The 22,293-nt window shown below is 68.8% G+C and carries 15 protein-coding genes; 6 read left to right on the top strand and 9 right to left on the bottom strand.

The genetic code is table 11. From position 1 onward, the window contains the following. Window positions 1–20 precede the first annotated feature (20 nt). Both AVL48_RS08305 and AVL48_RS08300 read left to right on the top strand, forming a co-directional pair. Window positions 21–221: a hypothetical protein gene (locus tag AVL48_RS08305; RefSeq protein ID WP_177242302.1), complete on the top strand. Its 201-nt coding sequence runs from the start codon at window positions 21–23 to the stop codon at window positions 219–221. Then, complete coding sequence (locus AVL48_RS08300) at window positions 221–2,038, top strand: HEXXH motif domain-containing protein (protein ID WP_061981330.1); 1,818 nt, start codon at window positions 221–223, stop codon at window positions 2,036–2,038. The genes AVL48_RS08305 and AVL48_RS08300 overlap by 1 nt, the downstream gene beginning before the upstream one ends. 1 nt (window position 2,039) lies before the next feature. Here AVL48_RS08300 and fxsT read toward each other — a convergent pair whose 3' ends face one another. The 5 genes from fxsT to AVL48_RS08275 all read right to left on the bottom strand — a co-directional run bounded on the left by fxsT (window position 2,040) and on the right by AVL48_RS08275 (window position 11,820). Next, the gene (fxsT, locus tag AVL48_RS08295) at window positions 2,040–6,413 is read right to left on the bottom strand and encodes an FxSxx-COOH system tetratricopeptide repeat protein (protein ID WP_082857577.1); all 4,374 of its coding nucleotides are present in this window, start codon (window positions 6,411–6,413) and stop codon (window positions 2,040–2,042) included. 1 nt (window position 6,414) lies between these two features. Then, window positions 6,415–7,497: an AAA family ATPase gene (locus AVL48_RS08290; protein ID WP_061981585.1), complete on the bottom strand. Its 1,083-nt coding sequence runs from the start codon at window positions 7,495–7,497 to the stop codon at window positions 6,415–6,417. 13 nt (window positions 7,498–7,510) lie between these two features. Further along, window positions 7,511–9,322, bottom strand: coding sequence for a VMAP-C domain-containing protein (locus AVL48_RS08285; RefSeq protein ID WP_061981329.1), 1,812 nt, complete (start codon window positions 9,320–9,322; stop codon window positions 7,511–7,513). A 187-nt stretch (window positions 9,323–9,509) separates the two neighbouring features. After that, entirely contained in the window at window positions 9,510–10,226 is a 717-nt protein-coding gene (locus AVL48_RS08280; RefSeq protein WP_061981328.1) for a S1 family peptidase, read from the bottom strand. Between the two features lie 559 nt (window positions 10,227–10,785). After that, window positions 10,786–11,820 (bottom strand): PucR family transcriptional regulator, encoded by a 1,035-nt coding sequence (locus AVL48_RS08275; RefSeq protein ID WP_061981327.1) that lies wholly within the window; start codon window positions 11,818–11,820, stop codon window positions 10,786–10,788. 96 nt (window positions 11,821–11,916) lie between these two features. Between AVL48_RS08275 and AVL48_RS08270 the strand changes: the two genes are divergently transcribed. The 4 genes from AVL48_RS08270 to AVL48_RS08255 all read left to right on the top strand — a co-directional run bounded on the left by AVL48_RS08270 (window position 11,917) and on the right by AVL48_RS08255 (window position 17,674). Further along, window positions 11,917–12,816, top strand: coding sequence for an alpha/beta hydrolase (locus AVL48_RS08270; protein ID WP_061981584.1), 900 nt, complete (start codon window positions 11,917–11,919; stop codon window positions 12,814–12,816). Then, a complete protein-coding gene (locus tag AVL48_RS08265; RefSeq protein ID WP_061981326.1) occupies window positions 12,816–14,570 on the top strand; it encodes an ABC transporter ATP-binding protein in 1,755 nt (584 codons plus the stop codon). Before AVL48_RS08270 ends, AVL48_RS08265 begins: the two co-directional genes overlap by 1 nt. Then, complete coding sequence (locus AVL48_RS08260) at window positions 14,567–16,267, top strand: ABC transporter ATP-binding protein (protein WP_061981325.1); 1,701 nt, start codon at window positions 14,567–14,569, stop codon at window positions 16,265–16,267. The genes AVL48_RS08265 and AVL48_RS08260 overlap by 4 nt, the downstream gene beginning before the upstream one ends. A gap of 201 nt (window positions 16,268–16,468) precedes the next feature. After that, window positions 16,469–17,674 carry an acyl-CoA dehydrogenase family protein gene (locus AVL48_RS08255; RefSeq protein WP_061981324.1) on the top strand — a complete coding sequence of 402 codons (1,206 nt, stop codon included), beginning with the start codon at window positions 16,469–16,471 and terminating at the stop codon, window positions 17,672–17,674. Between the two features lie 106 nt (window positions 17,675–17,780). Here the strand turns inward: AVL48_RS08255 and AVL48_RS08250 are convergent, their stop codons facing one another. The 4 genes from AVL48_RS08250 to AVL48_RS08235 form a co-directional block, all read right to left on the bottom strand. Then, window positions 17,781–18,746, bottom strand: a complete 966-nt coding sequence (locus tag AVL48_RS08250) for a sporulation protein (RefSeq protein WP_061981323.1) — start codon at window positions 18,744–18,746, stop codon at window positions 17,781–17,783. A gap of 115 nt (window positions 18,747–18,861) precedes the next feature. After that, window positions 18,862–20,205, bottom strand: a complete 1,344-nt coding sequence (locus AVL48_RS08245) for an erythromycin esterase family protein (protein WP_061981322.1) — start codon at window positions 20,203–20,205, stop codon at window positions 18,862–18,864. A gap of 196 nt (window positions 20,206–20,401) precedes the next feature. Then, on the bottom strand, window positions 20,402–21,244 hold the full coding sequence (locus AVL48_RS08240; protein WP_061981321.1) for a dioxygenase family protein: 843 nt from the start codon (window positions 21,242–21,244) through the stop codon (window positions 20,402–20,404). A gap of 78 nt (window positions 21,245–21,322) precedes the next feature. Further along, entirely contained in the window at window positions 21,323–22,228 is a 906-nt protein-coding gene (locus AVL48_RS08235) for an AraC family transcriptional regulator (RefSeq protein ID WP_061981320.1), read from the bottom strand. Window positions 22,229–22,293 lie beyond the last annotated feature (65 nt).

Raw genomic sequence — 22,293 nt, 5'->3', positions numbered from 1 at the left:
GGGTGGAGGGAATCGGCACGATGAGTTCTTTCTCGGCGAACACGGAACCGGACATCGAATCCGCGTTGCTCGATCTCGACGCGGTCTCGTTCACCGCGTTACGAGAGCTCGACAGTGAAGCCTTCCGCCATTCGGCGCACCAAGTCGTCGAACGCACCAGACACGTTCACGCGCGCTACCGAAGCAACACCAACACCGGGGGCGGCGAGCGGATCGACTGATGCGGCAGGCAGCCGAGCCCCAGCACGCGTTCCACCGTTTGTCGTGGCGAGACTTCGACGCGCTCGCGCGGCTCGACGGCGAAGAGGACATGGCGCGCCGTCTGCGCCGGGCGGAGCGCAGCCGTCGCAAACTGTTGATTCACGCGCTGTTGACCGAAGCCACGAAGATCCCGGACCACTCCGGCCCCCTGCCGCCGCTGGATTCCGCTTGGGAACTCCTCGCCCGTGCCGAAGCGAGGGCACCCCGGGCGGTGAGCCGGATGCTCACCAATCCCTACACCGGGAGCTGGGCGGGTTACACGACTCGGTTGCTGCGCAACGGAACCGATGGCGTCGGTCCACTGTGGATGCACCTGGGGCACGCGCACGCGATCGCGGCGGCCGCGGCGATCCGGGCGGAGCTGGACTTCGAGACCACCATCCCGGCTTGGCAGGGCAACGCCATGCTCCCGTCACTCGGTATGGCCAGATTTCCCGGCACCGCGACGTTTTCCTCGGCCACCGTCCGAGGTGCGCGCGGCCGCTACTCCGTGATGAACGGCGAAACGACGGTCCAGGCGCCGAACACGCCCGCGTCCGACGCGCCGGGCTGGTGGGGCATCCGGCGGGTACGAAGCCAGGTGGGCGCACACCGGTTCTCGCTGTGGCTGGACGACCTCGATCCCTATCGCGGGCTCTACGAGCCGATCCCGCCGGAACGGCTGCCGGAAGAGGAGCTGGCGGATTGGCAGCGGCTGATCGACGAGGCCTGCCGTCTGATCGCCGCCCATCTTCCCGGGTTGGCCCGCATCATGCCGGTGGGCCTTGCCTCCCTGGTACCGAAACCCCGGGTGTTGTTCCGGAATCCGAGCGCGTCGACCGGCGAGGCGTTCGGCAGCGCGGTGGTCGCCCTTCCCACCGACGGCGCGTCCCTCGCCGAGACCCTCATCCACGAGTTCCAGCACATCGTGCTCGGCGGTCTGCTGCATTTGGTCGAGTTGTCCGAACCCGATCCACGGGAACGGATCTACGTGGCCTGGCGAGATGACCCGCGGCCGTTGAGCGGTGCCCTGCAAGGGGTCTATGCCTTCTTCGGGGTCACGGCGTTCTGGCGCGCGCTGAGCCGGGCCGACCGGATTCCCCGGCGCTCGGGCTTCGAGTTCGCGTACTGGCGCGAGCAGACCTGGCGCACCCTGCAGACCCTGCGCGCGGACGCGACCCTGACCTCCGCCGGACGCCGGTTCCTCGACAACATCGCCGAACGCCTCGGCGCCTGGCGGGACGAACCCGTCCCGCCGGAGGCGAGCGAACTGGCCGAGGCCGCCTGCCGGGATCACCTCGCGGGCTGGCGCGCCCGCCACCTCCGCCCTGACCCGTCCGTGGTCGCCGCACTGGCGGCGGCCTGGCTCGACGGACGGCCGAGGCCGCCGGCCACCCTCGACGCGACCGACCTTCCGCCGACACCGGTCCCGGACGGAACCTGGTCCCACGCCAGAACCGACCTGATCCGGCTGGCCGTCGGCGGCACCCCGCCCGCACCGGACGGACGCGCGCCCGCGGTACCCGGTGCCACCACCGCTGATTTCGCCTACGCCGCAGGCGATTTCCTCGACGCCATCGAGGGCTACCGGCAGGAACTCGCCGCGGACCCGGACCGGCCGAACTCGCTGGCGGGGCTGGGCCTCGCGTTGTCCGCGCGAGGCCCCCATCCCGCCGCCCGTGCCCTGCTGCGGTGCCCCGAGCTCGTCCGAGCGGTGCACCGGCGCCTGCGCTGCGGTCCGCGGCCACCGACCGTGGAACAGCTCGCCTCCTGGATCGGGCAACTCGTACCCGGCTGACTCACATCAGCATCGGGTCGATGTCACAGTCGCCACGGGTACCGCGGCCCGCCGCCTGCGTTCCCGGATGGGCCTCGCCGAGCACCCGGCGGTACTTGGCCAGGATCGGGTCGCGAAACGGCGCGGCCTCCTCGTCCCGCCCGAGAGCGGCCAGATCCAGCCCGAGGTTGAAGGCCGCCACCAGGACGGTGGGGTGGTCCTCCCCCAGCACCTGGGTGCCGCGTTCGACCGCGTCACGGCCCAGTTCGATCGCCCTGTCGTACTCGCCCAGCACCGACAGGTCACTCGCCAGGTTGATCGTGACGACCACGGCGTAGGGGTGATCCGGGCCGATGGTGGCGCGGAAATGTTCGAGTGCGCGCTCGTTCAGCGCACGGGCGGCCGCGGTGTCGCCCTGGTGCCGCAACGTCACCGCCAGGTCGGCGTTCGCCCCGAGGGTGTGCGGATGGTGCTCGCCGAGCCCGCTCCGGTAACGCTCGAAGGTCTCTTCACCGAGTTTCTTCGCCGCCGCCAGATCACCGGAGTGCCGGAGATCGATCGAGTGGGCGAGCGCGCAGGCCATCGTGATGGAGTGGTCGTCACCATAGGCGAACCGGAACCTCTTGAGCGCCGCCATGGAAAGGCTGAGCGCGCCAGGGTGGTCGCCGTCCTTGCGCCTCGCCACCGAAAGCAGGAACGAGTTACCCGTGGAGTCCAGCTGATCCTCACCGAACCGGGCCTGGAAGTTCTCCGTGAGCCTTTCCTGCTGCACCCGGGCCCGGCCGTACTCCCCGGCTTCGCGCAGATCCACGATCAGCGCGCTGTTGACGCTGAAGGTGCGGACGTGATCGCGGCCGAGCACCTCGCTGCGCCGTTTGAGGGTGTCCTGGTCCAGTTCCGCGGCCGCCCGGTAGGCACCGGCGAGCCGGAGGCTGATGGCGTGCTGGTAAGCGGCGTTCAGCGTCTCCGGATCGTCTTCGCCGAACATGCGCTTGGCTTTGTGGTAGACCTCTTCGCTCAGTTTGGTCGCCGCCGCGAAGTCGCCCTGTGCCCGGAGATCGATCGTGATGTTCCGCTGGAGGGCGAAGGTCTCCTCGTTCTCTTCACCGGAAACCTGAAGCCGCAACGCGAGGGTGCGCTGATTGAGTTCCGCGGCTTCCTGATACCGGCCGATCGACCACAGGTAAAGGCCCAGCCTCGACGAAACCTCGAGGGTCTGCGGATGGGTGGGACCGAGTCTTTCGGTGAGCAGCTCCCGCGCCTGAAGGCCGAGCCGGGCCGCTTCTTCGTGATCGCCGTACTCGAACAGGTAACGCATGATGTTGATGTGGAGCTGACGCGGCCAGCTGTCGTCGCATTCCAGCACGTTCGCCGCGTACACGTGCGGCAGCAGTTCGCGGTAGCGCGACCAATGCCTGCTCGACTCGGGGTCGTTCGGGTCCAGCGCGGCGAGCAGCTGGTGGGCCCCGTGCTGCATCCGTGCGTGCACCTGCCGGGCCATGACCCGGTTGCGCAGGACCAGCTGGACCAGCCGGTGCAGCTGGAGGGTGTTGTTGCCGTGATCGATCTTCGCGAGGCCGTACCGGTTGATGTCGCGAATGGCGCGGGCCAGCTTGATCGGGTCGCGCAGCGCGGCGTCGAGCTCCGGGGAAATCGAGACCCGGTTGACGCCGGTGAGCAGATCACGGGAAATCGGTTCCGGGGAGAAGAAAGCGCAGATGTGCAGGATCTGGTGGGCGGCCGGGTTGCGGGTCTTCAGTTCCTCGAACGAGACGTTCCACGCCGCGGCGACCGAAACCTCGTAGTCGGGCGCCGAGGCGGTGTCGAGGATTTCCTCGACCGACTCGTCGAACAGGCGCAGGTACTCGTGTACCGGCATCCCGGTCACCGCGCGCCAGGCCGCCGCCTGCTCGACGGCCAAGGGCAGATCGCCGAGCTTTTCGGCGAGTTCGTCGGCGTCCGCCGGGTCGATCTCCGGACCGCGGCGGCCGAGCAGCTCGACGCTTTCCTCCCGTTTGAACACCGCCAGCTCCAGCGGTCGCGCGATACCCGCCCAGTCGGAGTTCCGCGAGGTGATGAGGATTTCGCCCGGACCGTTGCGCGGGAAGAACGGCAGCACCGTCTCCGGGCTCTCCGCGGCGTCGAAGACCAGAAGCCAGCGGCGGAACGGCCGTCCGGTCCGGAGCGCTTCGATCACCGCGGGTACCGCGACGTTCGCCTCGGACGCGCCCTGCAGGCCGAGGAGCGCGGCGAGTTCGGTGAGGCCCGCCCGGATCTGGGTGGTGTGCGCGGCGTCGATCCACCAGACGAGGTCGTAATCGTGGAGATGCCGGTAGATGTATTCGGTCGCCATCTGCGTTTTGCCGATACCGCCGAGGCCGTGCAACGCCGACGGGAGCACCGCGGTGGTACCGCTGCTCAACCGCTTGGTGAGTTGTTCCAGCAGCTCGTCGCGGCCGGTGAAATTGGGGTTGCGCGGCGGCACGTTCCCGAACACCAAAGGCGGATCGTCGGGCTGGCGCGCGGGGAAGTTCCGGGTCGGGTTGGAAGCCGCAGGATGGACGATCCTGCTCGTCGTCTCGGTGGATTCGGGCTCACTGAGATAAGACGAGCGTCCCTGCGCCGCGGGAGTCGAAGCAGGTGGACGTTCGGCCGTCTCAGGCATCTTTGCGCTCACAGTCTTGATTGATGTCTTGATTGATTCAGATTCGGACAGAGGAGATTCGGACAGATCAGCTTTGGACAGGATGGTTTTGGAGACGATGGAACCGCGACCTTGAACGACGTTCCGCAACCGGTCCGCGCGGGACAGGTACGGTCCGGACAGCGCGCGCATGACGACGCTCTCCAGTTCGACGTCGGACGAGGACTCGTGGGTGAGCACCGGATCCGGCGTGTTGTTCGGGTCGGCGATGGCGTCTCGGAGGTGACCGAGCAGCGGAATCCGGCCACCGAAATGGGTGGCGGCCACTCGGACGACATCGGCCGTCTCCGACCGCCGCGCGCCACTGAGCAACAATTCCCGGACTGCCTCGGGAAAAGCGAAGACCCCACCGGTGTCCCAAGTGGACTTCCCTTCCCTGAGTCCGGGAGCGTACATGATCCCCGAAAGCAAAAGTTCGAGGAGGTGCTCCAGTCTCGCCTCCGGCACGAACCGTTGTCCCACCAGCTTCGCGACGTCGAGCCGGACCGGTACCGCCGCGAGCAACTGTGCCAAGCGTAGCGCCGGCGGGGACGCCACACTGCGGAATCTGTGCACTCTTTCGGCGGGTGACAAACTCGTCGGCGGATCGGCGGATTCGGAGCGGGGAATCCGTTCTGTGGTGAGTACGACGGTTCCTTCGACGGCCTCGGCGTTTTCGCCGGTCATCAGGCCGGCCCACCAGCCGAGCGACTTCGGCCGCAGTTCGAGCACCGGAACGGGGACGGTGCCGCCGGGAATCGCCGAACCGGGATCGAGCCAGGCGTCCGCGAGATCGCAGCTCCAGCGACCGTTGGGCACCAACGCGTTCGGGACGCGCAACCGCGCCTTGCGGGGACTCATCCCACAGCGTCCCCACAGCCATTGGGGAAGCAGATGAACGATGCTGACCGGCATCGCCGCGCCCCAGCGCGCCAGCATCGGGTACAGCGCGTCCCTCTTCTGCCAGGCGTCCCCGACACCGTCGGTCAGCACCAGGACCACGCGCCGTCCCGACGAATCCAGGATCTCGTTCGGGTCGCGGGCCGGCGCGCCGGGCGCGCCGCCACGGAGAACGGGACCTTCCTGGCCGTTGTCCTTCGCGGTTTCCAACAGCCGTACCTGAACGGTGCGAAAAGCACCCACTTGCCGGAGCAGTTCGACGAACGCGGACACCCGCGGCCGCCACAGCGCCATCGACGGGCCGTTGTCGATGACGAGCGTCAGGTCGAGCCAGCGCTCTCTTCTCGATCGGGTGACCGGCCACCACCGTCCGGTCTCCGCGGCCCGGACGGCGGTCGCCTCTTCGTCCAGGACCACATCGTTGTGTCGCGACGAGGCCGTCTCCCGTTTCACTTTTCTCAGCGCGCGGAAGCAGGCCAGCGATTCCAGCGGCACGATTCCGCCCGGTCCGGTGCCGTCGACCGCCGGTTCGGGCGGTGCGCCGGGGACGGTGCCGATCTCCACGGCCAGGCCGTCGTCCCCGCCCGGCGACGCGCCACCGGGAGCCGGGACCGGCCGCGATTCGGGAAGCGGCGGGATTTCCCGGCGTTCCGAAGGCGCGTTGCGCATCCGCACGTCGGCGGGCGGCGGCTTCGGCTCCTCGGCCGGTTCGGGCCGGTCGGCTTCGCGCTGGGGAGCGATGGCCGCGGCCAGCCAGACGATGTCCGCGACATCGGTCCAGTTCAGCTCGAATCCGCCGCCCGGCCCGGCCATGTCACCGCACCGTCAGTCGTTGCCAAAGAGCGTTCACCAGCCGCGGCCATTCCTCCTGATCCGGCCGGTAGGCGCCCGACGTCGCCAGATAGACGGCATCGAGAAGCCTGTCCGTGGGGAGGCCGCCTTCCGCCTTGCTCCGTTCGGCGAAGTCACGGATGAGCCGGTCACGGTGTTCGCCGTTCTCGTCGACCAAGTGACTGGCCACGATCGCCGCGAGCTGGTCGTGGTCGGGGTTCTCGATCCGCAATTGCAGGCACCGCCGGAGAAACGCGGGCGGGAACTCACGCTCTCCGTTGCTGGTCATGACGATGACCGGGAAGGCGTGGCAGGCGATCCGGCCGTCACGGACGACTGCGGTGCGCTGTGGATCCGCGGTGTGCACGACGACTTCGGGATGCCGGTTGCGCACGCGGGCCAATTCCTCGATGGAGAATTCGCCGTCCTCGAAGATCGACAGGAGATCATTGGGCAGGTCCGCCTCGGATTTGTCCAGCTCGTCGATCAACAGCACGCGCGGCAGCCTGCTGGGCAGGAACGCGGTGCCGAGCGGGCCGAGCCGGACGAAATCGCCGATCGGCGGCTCTTCGGCCTCACCGCCGCGCTGGGCCTGACTGGTCGCCGCGGCCTGGACCCGGCCGATCGCGTCGTAGCCGTACAGCCCGGAACTCAACGTCGTATGACTGGTGATCGCCCAGCGCAGCACCCGGCCGAGGCCGAGTTCCCTGGCGATCCGGTAGGCGAGGCTGGACTTCCCGGTGCCCGGATTCCCGGTCACCAGCAAGGGACGCCGCAAATAAAGGGCGGCGTTGACCATGTTCAATTCTTCCGCGTCGGTGTCCCGCTCCGAAAAGGTGAACGCGGTGCCGAGACGGCGCTCCGCCTCGCCGTCGTCCGGCGGCGGCACGTCGTGCTCCGGCGGCGGGTCACCGCGGTAGGAACGCCAGGGCGGCGGTGCGGGCAGCAGTTGCGCGAGATCGATGTCGTGGATCGGCCTGCCGGTGCCCCGATAAATCCACCAATCGGGTGCATCGAGCCGCGGCATCCGACCCGCCACGGCCGCGTCCTGGTCGTTCACGCTCATCCGCGGCATCCCCTTACTGTCGAGTCGGGATCAACGGCTGGTCCAGAACGATTACGCGTTTCGGGTCGTCCCACATTACCACCAGGTCGTGAGCCAGAGAATTCTTGAACGGTACGGCCGCACCGGAATTCGCCAGTTTGCGGCGATCCGGAAGTTCGATAAAACCGGCGTCGGTGGCCAATACCCAGTCGAGCAACTCGCGCAGGCTCTCCGGCTCGGCGTCCGGATGCCAGAGCACCACCGGCAATCCACTGCGGAGCGCGCTCGTCAGCTCGTCCGGCCCGGCGCCCGGTTCCGCTTGGGGCGACGGCGGTTTCGCCAGGACGACCCCGACCCAGTGATCGTCGCTCAGTATCGCGTCGATCGGGTGATCTTCGAACTGCGCGCACCCGGAATAGTGCAGGCGATCGGGGGAAGGATCCTTCACCATCGAGTCCCAGCGAACGTGCCATGCGCGATGCCAATGCCTCGCCCGCATCCTCTCCAAAGACCGTATTCCCAACCGGTACCCGTAACGCAGCGGCTGCGGCTGACCGGTCTCATGTTCCTTGGCCCACCGCTGCACGGGCAAATTGATCAACGTCCGCGGCAGCAGGAATTCCACGGACGCGGACACACTCTGGCCCGACCAGACGCCCTCAGTCTCCAGGATGACGTCGTCGACCCGGAACTCGACCTCGTCTATTCCGATTTCGCGAACCCCGCCCAGCGGCGGCGGCCACACTTCCGGGTCGTCTTGACGCCAGAATGCGAGAGTGCACCGCGTCGGATCCGCGGAAACGGGTTCGAGCATGATCATCAAATGCAAATGCGGCCGCTCGGGAATGGGTGGCCGGTTCTGCCGCTGGTACCCGAGCGCGGGGCCGAGGCGCAGCGATCGGGCCTGGTCGGCGATCCAGCCGGCGATCACGGCACCCGGCTCACCTTCGGCGCTCTCGGCGAGCAGGCGCAGAAACGTCACGGCGGGCGGGATTCCGTCCGGGCCCGCGTTGAAATCGGTGAGCAGGTGGAAGGCGCTCCACGCGTCGGTGATGCCGTCCAGCCGGGGCAACGGGACCGCGGGACCGAGCGCGCGGCTCATCATCACCGCCAACCGGGGGACCTCCATCCGGGTCAGATGGTGGTGCAGGCCGACGAGGTCCTTGCGCGGGATCAAGTCCAGAACGGCGCTGTTCACGTCCGCGAGAAACGAGTCGCCGACGGGTTCCGCCACGAAAGCGGGCGATTTCTCCGTCGGCGCGGCGACTTCACCGAGCAGCCGTAAATAAGCCGTTCCGGTGAACGTCTTCACCGAAACCGGTATCGGGTCGTACGACTCGGGCAGCAGACCCGGGTCCCGCTCGATGACGTCGGCGAAGAAGCGCTCCGAAGAGATGAAGGCGAGCATCCGGCCGGATTCCGCGAACGCGTCCTTCACCGGTTGCGCGTCCAGGATGCGGAACGCGGTGTCGACGGCCTCGCCGACCCAGCCGTTCCCGTCGTTGAGCACCTCGCCGGAGTTGAGACTCACCCGGAGGCGGATCTGCGCCCGCCGGGTCCGGGTGTGGTTGTACCGGCGGAGGGCGACCGCGATGCGATCGGGCAACCGGTCGGCGACGACGCTTTTGGTCGTTCCGGGTGGCAGCAGGATCAGCGCGCCGTCACCGCGATCCCCCCGCGCGCAGGAATCGAAGTCGACGTCGCTTTCCGCGAAAGCGGTCTTCAGCAGCTCATACATGCCTTGACGGACGGCCAGCCGATCGGGAAGGTACCGGTCCGGGGCGGTGAACCCCGCGACGTCCACCACGACGATCGTGCGGTCGAGGGCCTGTGTCGGTAGTACCACTGGCCCCCTCCCAAGGTCCGTGACGCCGACGCCGGCATCGGCGCGGACCGCCACATTATCGCGTCAATCGCCCTTGGGTTGAGTGTCAATTGACAAATGACTTCGCCTTTTCCTCTGCTCGTGATTTCCCCACCCACCACGGAGCCCTCCCCGACCGCGCCGGGGAGGGCTCCGCTTTCACCGAAGATCAGACGCCGGCGACCTGCTGGATCCAGCTGCGGTACCGGGTGATGTTGGTGTAGGCGGTGTTGTTCGACCGGTCACTGGTCGAAGCGACACCGACCTGACGGCCACCGGCGAACATCGGGCCGCCCGAGTCACCGCCGGCGGTGATGCCGTCGACGCGGTTCGCGCACACCGCGACGCCACCGTTGTAGTCACTGCAGTTGACCGAGTTGACCCGGACGGTGGCGACCTTCAGGTAGCGGGACTGGCAGTTGATCTCCGAACCGCACTGGCTGGTCGCGCCCCAGCCGTAGACCTGGACGTTCTGACCGACCGCGACGTTGCTCGTGGTGCCGAGCGGCGCGTAGGTGGCGTTGACCGAACTGGTCAGCCGCACGATGGCGAGGTCCGCGCCCGAGTGCCGGGTGATGCTCGCCGCGGTGGCCATGGTGCCGCCGCTCTGCTGGTCGAGGCTGCCGATCCGGAAGGTGTAGCTGCCACTGCTCGCGACACAGTGCTTCGCGGTGAGGATGTACTGCGGGGCGATGATCGTCGCGGTGCAGTTCTGCTGACCGTTGACGAACAGCCGGGCCGCCCAGGGGCCGCTCTGCGCGTACTGGCCACCGATGATCATCGGCTGCGCGCCGGACGGCTCGGCGGCGGTCGCGGCGGGGGCGGTCGTGCCGAGCAACGCCATGAAGGCGGTGCCCGCCAGGAGGACAAGGGAACGCAGTCGCATGTTCCGACTCATTTCTGCGGCCGGGTCCCGGCCGCGTCCGTGGGGACCAACGCGCTGATTCTTTGTCGTGCCAAGGGAACCCGGTAACCGACGAAAGTTCGCGTCGGCTACCTATTTATTTCCATGACGGACGGCGGTGATTTTTGAGTATCGGCCGAAGATCATTAGGTAGTGCGTGGGCTCGGCGGGTCGTGAGTGGCGATTCGGGTCAGAACGAACCAGCTCTTAGGTATCTACTGGTCGCCTGCGGTTTTGCTCGCGTGGAGTACATGATGGCCCCCTTCCTTGCGCTAGGCGTAGTGAAGGAGGCCTTCATGTACTGGGGAAGCTGCAGGGCCTTGAGGACTTACGCCTGACCCCACTGGCGTCGCCGCCCCGTCAAGCCCGCACCGCTCACGACCTGGAGACCGGCAACCCGCACCAGCCCCACACCAGTGGGTAACCAAATATGAGTCCCCAAGGAGTCCTTCACGGCCCGGCCGCTACCGGACTCACCCGCCGTAGGTACCTAGACGACCTTGGCCAGAACCCGAATCGCCACTCACGACCACCCGCGCCCTCAGTCGTCGAGAAGGCGCCAAGCGGTGAGGGCGAGCCGGGCCCGCGTCAGGCCACTGGGCTCGTTCAGTTCGATGCCCAGGTTCTTCCCGATCTGCGTGAGCCGTCGCGCGACGCTGCTGTGGTGCAGGTGCAGTGAATCGGCGGCCTGGCGCACGGACCCCGTGGCGCAGTAGGCGTCCAGGGTCCGCAGGTCCTCCGGATCCGCTGCCAGGGCCGCGATCGCGATGACGTCGGCGTTGGCCCGCGTGTCCGCCTCGGGGATCCGCGCGAGCAGCGCCAGCGCGCCGAGGTCGTCGTAGTGGATCACCGGATGGCGAGTGGTCGTGAAGCGAAGCGCGGTCCTGGCGTCCTGCCAGGACCGATGCGGGCATCCGGCGGCGCCGATCCCCGCGCGCACGCCGTCCGGCAACCGGGCCGCGTCCACGGTGGCCGCCAGGATGATGCCCACGTCCGTGAGCGGCGCCGCCTTGACCGGACGGCCAGGGCAGATCAGGGCGCCGATCTTTTCGAGCGGGACACTCGACCGGACGGCGACCACCCGTATCGGCGCGTCGGCGGGAAAACCCAGCAGGCGCAAGGCCCGGTTCCTGGCGGCGTCGTCGCTGGCCGAACTGATCACGAGTTCCACGAGGGCCGGATCGGCCATGGTGGTGCGGGCCGGGCCGTAGCGTTCGACGACGGTCGCCACGGCGATCGCGAGCCGCTCCAGCACCGCGTCGTCGAGTGCGCCGGGTGCTCCCTCGCGTTCCAGCCACACCGTGCCGATCTCCTCGTCGTCGAGGAGGATCGCCGTCGTGGTGGATCCGGGCGCGGAGGACGCGGCGGCTTCCCGGCCGTCGGGTCCCATGCGGATCGTGCGTCCCGTGCTGTGCAGCCGGATGCCCGCGACGCATTCCGCGAGACCCGCCGTGGCGCGGGCGAGCGCGGGAAGGTCGACCCGCCGCCGCATCAGGGTGTCGTAGAACATCACGACCCGGATCACGCCTTCGACGTCGGAATCCAGATGCGACAGTCGCGCCGCCAGTGCCTCCATGAAGGCGAGCGTACGCGGCGATCGTCGCGTGAGGTGGCGGTTACCCGCGACGGTTGGCGGCCGACGTCCGGGCCGGGAACCGGAAGGATGATCGTCATGGATCCCGAATTGGAAGCCTTCATCGCCCTGTTCCCTCCCGCCAAGCTCGACGACCCGATCACCGAACGCGTGAACTTCGCCAAGCTCGCCACGTCGGTGCCGAAACCGGACACCTCGGCGATGACCGTCGAGGACCGGACGGTGCCCGGTGACCCGGACGTCGCGATCCGCGTCTACCGGCCGCACGAGGCACAAGGCGCCATCATCTGGATGCACGGCGGCGGCTGGGTCATGGGCGATCTGGAGACCGAACACCCGTGGGCGGCCCGCCTCGCCGAAGGCTCCGGCGCGGTGGTGATCTCGGTGGATTACCGGCTCGCCCCCGAGAATCCGTTCCCCGCCGCGCTCGACGACGTCTACACCGTGCTGAACTGGGCGGCCGAGAACGCCGCGGAACTAGGTGTCACCCCGGACCGGATCGCGATCGGCGGGCACAGTGCCGGCGGTGGCCTCGCGGCGGCGACGGCGTTGCGGGCGCGCGACGAACAGGGCCCGTCCATCCGCTTCCAGCTGCTCAATCAGCCCGGCCTCGACGACCGGCAGGAGACCTGGTCGGCGCGGTCCTTCACCGACACGCCTTGGATGAACCGCGACAAGGTGTCCGCGATGTGGCGGCACTACCTGGCCGGACAGCCCGCCTCTTCGCCTTATGCCGCCCCGGCGCGGGCCACCGATCTGTCCGGACTGCCGCCCGCCTATGTGGCCACCGCCGAGTTCTGCCCCAACCGTGACGAGGACATCGACTACGCGGTCCGGCTGCTGCGGTCGGGGGTGCCGGTCGAACTGCACCAGTGGTCCGGCACCTTCCACGGGTCGCAGGCGATCCTGACCGCCGACGTGTCCCGCCGTCAGCTCACCGAACTGGGCGTAGCCCTGCGCCGCGCGCTGGCCGAGTGATGACGACCGCCGTACGGGCGCCCACCCTGGCCCGGCTGCTGCGCCCCTATACCGGAAGTTTCGTCGTTCTCGTGGTCCTTCAGGTCATCGGCGCCCTCGCGGGGTTGGCACCGCTGCTGGCGGTCGTCGAACTGGGCCGGACGCTGCTCGCGCCCGGCCCGGTCGACGAAGGCCGTGTCTGGACCGCGGTGTTCGTGGGCGCGGCCGGGTTGTTCGTCCGGCTGCTGTTCACCGCGGCGTCGTCCGGGATCGGGCATCTGCTCGACGGCCGGGTCCAGCTCACCTTCCGCCGTCTGCTGGCCGAGCGGCTGGGCCGCGTGCCGATCGGCTGGTTCTCCGGTCGCCGGACCGGTGAACTGGCCAAGGTCGTCGGTGAGGACGTCGGCGCGGTGCACCCGTTCATCGCCCACACCCCCGGCGAACTCGTCTCCGCCTTCGTCGTTCCGTCGGTGTCGCTGGTCTATCTGCTCACCGTCGATTGGCGGCTGACCCTGATCACGCTGGTCCCGGTGCTGCTGGCGGTGGCGCTGGTCCCGCTGATGATGACGCCCGCCCGGCTGCGCGAGCAGGAGGAGTTCGACCAGGGGATGGCGGGGATCTCGAGTTCGGTCGTCGAATTCGTCCAGGGCATCGCGGTGGTCAAGGCGTTCGGCGGCGCCGGGCGCGCCCACCGCAGATTCCGCACCGCCGCGGACGACTTCGTCGCCACCTTCACCCGCTGGGTGCGGGGTATGGCCGGGCCGGCGGCCGGGATGCAGCTGGCGTTGTCACCCCCGTTCGTCCTGCTGATCGTGCTGATCGGGGGCACGGTCCTGATCACCGACGGCGCTTTGGCCCCGGCCGATCTCCTGCCGTTCCTGGTACTCGGGCTCGGGCTGACCGCGCCGGTGGCGGCACTCGGCCACGGCTTCGACGAACTGCAGGCCGCGCGGCGCGCGGTCGGCCGGATCCGGGACGTGCTCGGGGTTCCGTCCCTGCCGGAGCCGTCGAACCCGGTCACACCACAGGGTCATCGCGTGGAGCTGCGGGACGTCCGATTCGGCTACGATGCCGATCACGAGGTCCTGCGCGGGATCGACCTGGTGCTCGAACCGGGGACGGTCACCGCCCTCGTCGGGCCGTCGGGCAGCGGGAAGTCCACTTTGGTCGCTTTGCTGCCGCGCTTCTTCGACCCCGCACAGGGTTCGGTCCTGCTGGGCGGGGTCGACCTGCGTGAGCTCGGCAGCCGGGAGCTGTACCGCAAGGTCTCCTTCGTGTTCCAGGACGTCCGTCTGCTGCGCGCGTCGGTCGCGGACAACATCGCGCTGGCCGTCCCGCACGCCGACCTCGACGACGTCGTCCGCGCCGCCCGCCAGGCGAACATCCACGACCGGATCCTCGAACTGCCGCGCGGCTACGAAACGGTGCTCCAGGAGGAGACCGGGCTTTCGGGTGGTGAGGCCCAGCGGATCTCGCTGGCCCGCGCGCTGCTCGCCGACACGCCGGTCCTGGTGCTCGACGAGGCCACCGCGTTCGCCGATCCACGGACCGAACTGGCCGTGCGTGAGGCACTGACGGCGTCGCGGGGCGATCGGACGGTCCTGGTCATCGCCCACCGTCTCGAAACGGTCGTCGACGCCGACACCGTCGTGATGCTGGAGAACGGCACCATCGCCGAACGCGGCAGGCCCGCGGAACTGCTGGCGCGGAACGGGAAGTTCGCCGCCTTCTGGCACGCCCACCGTCCGGCCGAAACCCTGGGGGAAGCCCGATGATCCGGATGCTGTTACGTGTGCTGGGGCCCGAGTACGCCCCGCCGGTGCGGCGCACCGTGGCACTGATGACGACCACGGCGATCGTCGAAGGCCTGTCCTACGCCCTGCTGGTCCCCTTGCTGCGGGCGCTGCTCGGGAGCACACCCGGCGACGCGTCGCCGTGGCTGTTCGCGTTCGGCGCGGCCGTCGCGGTGTTCGCGATCCTGCGCTTCCGCAGCGATCTTTCCGGTTTCCGGGCCGGGACGACGTTGCTGCGCGGGATGTACCACCGGCTCGGCGACCAGCTCGCCCGGCTGCCGATCGGCTGGTACAGCCCGGGCCGGGTCGGTGAGGTGTCCGTGCTGGCCGGACCCGGGGTCCTGCGGGCGATGAGCGTGCTCGCGCACCTGCTGGCACCGTTCATCGCCGCCTGCGCCACCCCGCTGACGATCGTGTTCGTGATCCTCGTCTTCGACTGGCGGCTCGGGCTGGCCGCGCTGATCGCCGTCCCGGTCGTGGCGGTGATCCAGGTCCGGACCGGCCGCTCGACGGCCGCGGCCGACGAGGAAGGCGCCGAACGCGGGCACGAGGCCACCGGACGCGTCATCGAGTATCTGCAGGCGCAGCCGGTGCTGCGGGCGGGTGGGCGGACCGCGGAACGGTTCCGGCTGCTCGACGACTCGCTGCGGGACCTCCAGCGGGCGAACCGCCGATCCACGTTGTCGGCGCTGCCCGGCGTCGTGGGCCTGACGTTCACGGTGCAGGCGATGTTCACGGTTCTCTTGGCACTGGGCGCTCTTCTCGCCCTCGGCGGGCGGATCGGGGCCGCCGAGGTGCTGACGATCCTCGTACTGGCGGCGCGCTGCGCGGATCCGCTGCTCTCGTTGACCGACATCGGCGGCAAGCTGCGCGGCGCGCGTTCGGTGCTGGCGAGGCTCGACAAGGTGCTGCGGACCGAACCGCTGCCGGAACCGCCGTCCCCGATCCGGCCGGAACGGCACGACCTGGAATTCTCCTCGGCCGTCTTCGCCCACGGCGACCGCACGGTGCTCGACGGACTGACGCTGTCCGTCCACGAAGGACAGCGGCTCGCCGTCGTCGGTCCGTCCGGCGCGGGGAAGAGCACGGTCCTGCAACTGCTCGCGCGGTTCTACGACGTGGATGCGGGCGCGGTCCGCGTCGGCGGGGTCGACGTCCGCGCGATCAGCACCGACGATCTGATGTCGCGGATCGCGATCGTGTTCCAGGACGTCTACCTGTTCGACGGCACCATCGAGGACAACGTCCGGCTCGGCCGCCCGGACGCCGACGACGCCGACGTGCGGGCCGCGGCGACGGCGGCGCGGCTGGACGAGGTGATCGAACGGTTGCCCGGCGGCTGGTCGGCGAACGTCGGCGAGGGCGGCGCGCTGCTGTCCGGCGGGGAACGCCAGCGGGTCTCGATCGCGCGGGCGCTGCTGAAGGACGCGCCGATCGTGCTTCTCGACGAGGTGACCTCCGCGCTGGATCCGGTGAACGAGGCCGCCGTCCACGAGGGGATCGAACGGCTGATGGCGGGCCGGACCGTGGTCATGGTGGCGCACCGGCTGCGGACGGTCCAGCGCGCCGATCACGTGGTCTTCCTGGACGGCGGCCGGATCGTGGAGGAAGGCCACCACGGCGAACTGCTGAGCCGGGGTGGCCGGTACGCCGATTTCTGGGCGTTGCAACTCGCTTGAGGTGACCGTGGGCGGCCACGATCTCAGAGCGCGGACGTTCGTTGACACCCCGTAGTGCCACTGCTCTACTCGGACGCATGGAAGGCACACTCTGTCCGGCCTGACGCAGTCTCCGCGCTCGCTTCGAGAATCACCCGGGAATTCCGGGCGCTCCGCCCTGCCCGGAATTCCCGTTCGCCCACGCACAGAACGGAAACCAGGATGACCACGACCGAGCACCGGGTCCGGTCGGCCACGGAATGGCTGACCACCGCGAGGGACGTCGCCGCGAAACTAGCGGTGGACGCGGCCGAGCGCGACCGGAAGAACGAAACACCGTACGCGGAAGTCCAGCTGCTCAAGGATTCCGGCCTCGTGACGCTGCTCGGCCCGGTCGAACACGGCGGGGGCGGGCAGAGCTGGGAAACCGCCTATCGCGTGACCCGCGAGGTCGCCCGCGGCGACGGCTCGATCGGCCAGTTGCTGGGCTATCACTACCTCTGGGCCTGGGCCGCGCGGCTGGTGGCGACCGACGAGCAGATCGTCGCGGTCGAAGAGCTGTACACACGCGGCAACTTCTTCTTCGGCGGCGCGGTCAATCCGCGCGACGCCGACCTGAAGATAACCGAAGACGGCGACGAGCTTGTCTACAATGGACATAAGTCGTTCTCCACCGGCGGCAAGGTCTCCGATCTGACCGTGCTCGAAGGTGTACTCGAGGGCACCGAGGACCACATCTTCGCCATCGTTCCGTCCGAACAGGACGGTATCGTCTTCCACGACGACTGGGACAACATCGGCCAGCGGCTCACCGAGTCGGGCAGTGTGACCATCACCGACGTGCGCGTCCCGTGGGCGAGCGCGGCGGGTTACGTCGACAAGAAGTTCCACCCGCTGACCTACAACACGCTCAACGTCCCGGCGATCCAGCTGGTGTTCGCGAACTTCTACCTCGGCATCGCCCAGGGTGCCCTGGAAACCGCGTTGGCGTACACGCGCGAGCACACCCGCGCGTGGCCGTACGGCGGCGACAACAAGACCTCTTCCGGCGAAGAATGGTACATCCTCGACGGCTACGGCGATCTCCAGTCGAAACTGTGGGCCGCCGAAGCACTGGTGGACAAGGCGGGGTCGGCGATCTCGGCCGTGCTGCACGCGCCACGCGAAGAACTCACGCCCGAAGCGCGCGGCGAGGTCGCGGTCCTCATCGCCGCCGCCAAACAGCGCGTGATCGACACCGGACTCGAAATCGGCACGAAGATCTTCGAGCTGACCGGCGCCCGCGCGAGCGCGACGAAATACGGCCTCGACCGGTTCTGGCGGAACCTGCGCACGCATTCGCTGCACGACCCGGTGGCCTACAAACGCCGCGAGGTCGGCGCCTACGCGCTGCTCCACGAACTCCCGGAACCCACCTGGTACACCTGAGCCCCGAGCCGGGGCAGTACATGATGGCCCCCTTCCTTGCGCTAGGCGCAAGGAAGGGGGCCATCATGTACTTGGGAAGGAAACGCCATTACCGCTCAGGAAGCGGTCACTCCTCCTCGCCGCCGTCGAAGACGTCCTCCATGACCTCGCCGAGGATCATGCCGCCGACCACCCCGGCCGCGGCACCGGCGACCATGCCGCCCATCCCCGGACCACGACGACCGTGGTGGCCCTGGTGGTCGTAGTCGTGCCCGTAGTGGCCGTGATGGTCTTGGTGCCCGCCGAACATGGCATGCCCGCCACCGGATTCGGCGACCTTGGCCAGCCAGCCGTCGATGGCCGCGGCCCAGTCGGTGCGCAGAGCCTCCTCGTGCGAGACGTGGAACCGGCCGAAGGAGTCGCCGCCGGAGCGGAACATGCCGCCGCGCCGGTCGGCCTCCAGGATCACCACGAGGTCGTCCGGGCTCGCGACGAAGGTCAGCTCCACCTGGCTGACCCGGCCCGCGTAGCGCGACGGCGGGAAGAACTCGATCTCCTGGAAGAACCCGAGTTCCTGCCGGACGCCGTGCAGCCGCCCGGCTTCGACGTCGGCGCTGCGGAAGGAGAACCCCAGTTCGCCGAAGGCCTCCAGCACCCGGTCCTGCGATTCCAGCGGGCCGACCAGCACCGGGTCGAGGTCGCCCTTGTCCGGCGCGCCGGCGATGACGAGTTCGGTCCGTACGCCGACGACCACGCCCGGCAGCTCACGGCCGCCGACCGCGCTGATCGGCGTCTCCCACGGCAAAGCGAGCTGGAAGGGGATCGTGGTCGGCTGTCCCGCCGTGACCTTCACCTTGCGGCCCGCGCTGACCCGCAGGAACTCGGCGGTCCCGGCGCGCTCGTGGTCGCCGTGCTCGACCTCGACCCGGGTGACCAGCGAAAGCAGGATCTCCTCGATCTGCGCGTCGCTCGAACCGCCCTGGATGCGGACCTGGCCGGTGATCACCTCGCCAGGGGTGGCGTGCGGCGAGTCGAGCACGGTGTCGACGGACGGGCCGCCGACGCCGAAGGCGCTGAGCATCCGTTTGAACATCAGGGATTTCCTCCGCTGGGGGTACTGGAACAAGAGCGACATCCGACTACTACCGAGATCCGGACCGGCACGCCAGGAAAATGGGGTGAAAACCCCCGAACCGGGCGCGAAGTCACTACCTTCTCACGTCGGCCTGGCGGACGTCATGCAGGTGGATGACGACGTCGTAGGACCGCCCGAGCGCGATCGCCGCGGGATCGACGGGGAACTGCGTGCCGATGGTGCGGGTAGGGCGGGCGGTGTCCAGCCAGCCCCTCGCGGACGGCGGAGCGGTGCGGACGTCGAGGTAGAAGTCCTCGAACCGGACCTGGTCGAGGGCGTACTCGTTCGATCCGGCCGGCGCGGCGGGGACGGAAAAGCGCTTCCAGTCGCCTTCGAGCGCCTTGTCCTTGGACAGGAAGGAACCCCGGTCGAAGCTGAACCCGATCGGCAGGTAGTCCCGGCCCAGCGTTTCGCGCAGGAAGGCACCCTGCGTCTTCGGGTACAACCCGGGGTTGTCGGTGACGTAGGAGACGTGGCCGTTGTGCGCCGAGAGCAGGATCTTGTGCCCGGTCCGGCGCTGCCACCAGGCGACGTTCTGCGCCATCGCCTGGTCCCGCAGGATCTGCGCGGTGGGCAGGCCTTTCGGGTCCGCGAGGTCGACGGCGAGGAACCGGGCGGTCTGCGCGACGAACCGGGCGTGCTGCTCCGCCCAGTCTCGGTCTTCCGCGCCGCGAAGGCCCTTGATCAGCTCGTAGGCCTGCTCCGCCTGCGTGGCGAGCCGCAGCCGCTCGTCGAGCGGTTTGCGCAGGTAGGCGAACGCGTCGTCGATCGGACGCAGACCGGTGTAGAGCCGGTTCAGGCGAGGCAGTTCCGCCGGATGGTGCTGACGCACGTAGTCGGTGATCCTGGCGAAGAACGCGTCGTTCACCGAAGGCGCGCCGAGATCGTCACCGACGAAGTGCACGGTGCGGCCGGGATGGGCGCGGTTGTGGTCGCGCATCCACCGGATCAGGCTCACGAACTCCTCGCGGTCCCAGGGAGAACCGGCCAGCGTCCGCTTCGCCAGCTCCCGGACGTCGCCCTTGCCGGTCTGGACGAACTCGTCGATCTCCAGGCCCGCCGACCAGCTCAGCTCCAGCGCGAAGGCCCGGAACCCCTTCTCCTCCACGAGGTAGCGGAACACCCGCTCCTTCATGGTGAAGAACTCGTGGGAGCCATGCGTCGCCTCGCCGAGGCCGACCACCTTCGCACCGCCGATCATCCCGCCCAGTGCCCGCAGGTCGGCGGTGTTCCGGCCGGGTTCGGTCGAACGCAGCGGATGCGCCGCCCGGTCCAGCGACCGCACCGGGTCCCGCCAGGACGTGGCCGCCTCCTCCGCGACGGCGGGGCTCATCGCGGGCGCGAGCACCGCTCCCGTGGCCACCACCGCGGCCGCCACCAATCCCCGTCTCCCCCACCGCTTCCGGCTGTTCGTCATACCGTTCACCCCTTCGCTCCGTTGTCGAAGACGATCATCGTCCGCGGAGCGGGGGCGGCGCGCTGTAGCAGGACTCCGACTTCGTACGGGGGAAAACCCCACCCCGCGCGTGAGGGCGGGTGGACCCCGCCGCCGGGGTGTGGGTCCCGGCGGCGGGAATCCACCCGCGTTTATCTCCCTCCGCAGCGGCTGTTCCTCACTCCGCGCGCCACAACGCGGGTGTGGACGGCGGCTCCCAGCCAGGCTGGGCCGTGTGCGCCTGCAAGCACACGTAACCGCGACCGCTGTAGGTGACCCGGGCGCCCGCGGAATAGCCGGTTCCCGCCGCCCAGGTCGTCCCGCCGGGCGGGTTGGAGGTCGAAGTCGACGTCGTCGGCGTCGTACTGGTCGGCCGGGAGGTCGACGTCGGTGTCTGCGGCACGTTCAGCACGAAGTCGAACGCGGCCTCCTTGGCCGAACCCGAGTCCCGCACGGTCATCAGCAGCCGCGGGTCGAAGATCGAGTCGGTGTTGTTGCGCGGCTCGTTGGGGAAGTAGAGCTGCGTGGTCAGCACCGGCCGGCCGGGGGCCTGCACCTTGACGTGGATGTGCCGCGTCCGGCCGGGGTACAGGCCGGGCACGATCGTGCTCAACGTGAACGCGCCCTGGTCGTTGGTGAACTGGTGACCGCGGAAGGTGTACCCCACGTTGTCGTAGGCGCCGTTGACGTCCGCCTGCCAGAAGTCGAGCAGCGCCCGCGCGATCGGCAGGCAACCGAGACCGAAGACGTAGCCGGACACGGTGAGCCTCGTACCGGGCGTGCCCGACGTGACGAGCGAGGTTCGCTGCGGGGAATTCGGCTTGAAATAAGGACCTTCGGTCTGCGGCGGGGTCGGGTCGTCACCGTCGTCACAGGCCGGGGTCAGCTCGGGTGCCTTGCCGTTCGCGACGGTGGTGCGCGCGAGGGCGGGGCCGCCGATGAGCGCGACCGGAGCCGCCACCCCCGCGGCGAGCGCCGCTCGCAGTACCGTCTTCCGGCTGAGCTTGTTCTCTTCGTCCATACCTGCTCCTCGTGGGGGCCTCGGGAATCACCATCGACGGTATGGAGAAGATCAGCTGCGGACGATGGACTGATCCGGTCAGTCGTGGTGAATCTCCGGGGCGGAATCGCCCGTCCGGCGATAGTCACCGGGGCTCAATCCCGTTTCACGCCGGAAGAACCGGCAGAAATACGCGGGATCCGCGAAACCGACCCGGCTGGCCACCTGCCGCACGGAGAGATCGGTGCCGAGCAGGAACCGTTTGGCCTCCCGGGTCCTCGCCTCGCGCATCAATTGCGCCGCCGTCCGGCCGGTCGCCGTTTTCACCGCGTCCGTCAGATATCCCGGGGTGACGCCGATGCGTTCCGCGAGCGCGCCGACCGACCACAGGCCGAGATCGGGTCTGCCGAGCAGCCGGGCGAATTCCGTGCCCACGGCCTGCGCCCGGGCGGGCGGGCGCGCGTCGGACAGGCCGGGAAGCCGCCCCGCCCGCACGATCAGGACATGCATCAGTGCCCGCAGCACCGAATCGGTTCCCTGGCCGCCACAACGGAATTCCTCGTCCAGTTCGGTGACCAGCCGCACCGTCTCCTCCGCCGCGCGATCGTCGAGCTGCCACGGCTGCTGACTCAGCCGTCTCAGAGTTTCGCGATCCGCCGGATGTTCGAGCAGGAAATCGTCGGTGAACAGGACGACATATCCCTTGAGATCACGGGCATCCCAATGATGCACCTGCCCCGGCGCTATGACCGCGAGTTGTGGTGGCCGCACTTCCCAGCGCGTGAAATCGACGACGTGGTCACCGGATCCGCCGATGATGTGGACTATTTCGTAGAAAGTGTGCCGGTGCGGGAAAGACGCCCGCGACATCGGACCGATCGTGTCGAAGGTGCCGACCGCGAACGGCAGGGCGTCCGGCGCGCGGACCTCCAGCCGGTGCAGTGGCAATTCCCCCGCCTTCGGCTGCAGGCAGGGCGTCCTCGGCAACACCGTCGTTCCGCGCATGGACCGGTCCCTTTCACCACACTGGGATGGAAAAGTCTAGACCAATATGGGACGTCGTCGCAGCC

Origin of the sequence: Amycolatopsis regifaucium (assembly GCF_001613935.1) — a bacterium.
Lineage (GTDB): Bacteria > Actinomycetota > Actinomycetes > Mycobacteriales > Pseudonocardiaceae > Amycolatopsis > Amycolatopsis regifaucium.
The sequence above is the reverse complement of the archived record's forward strand: the minus strand, read 5'-3'. Positions and strand labels throughout refer to the sequence as shown.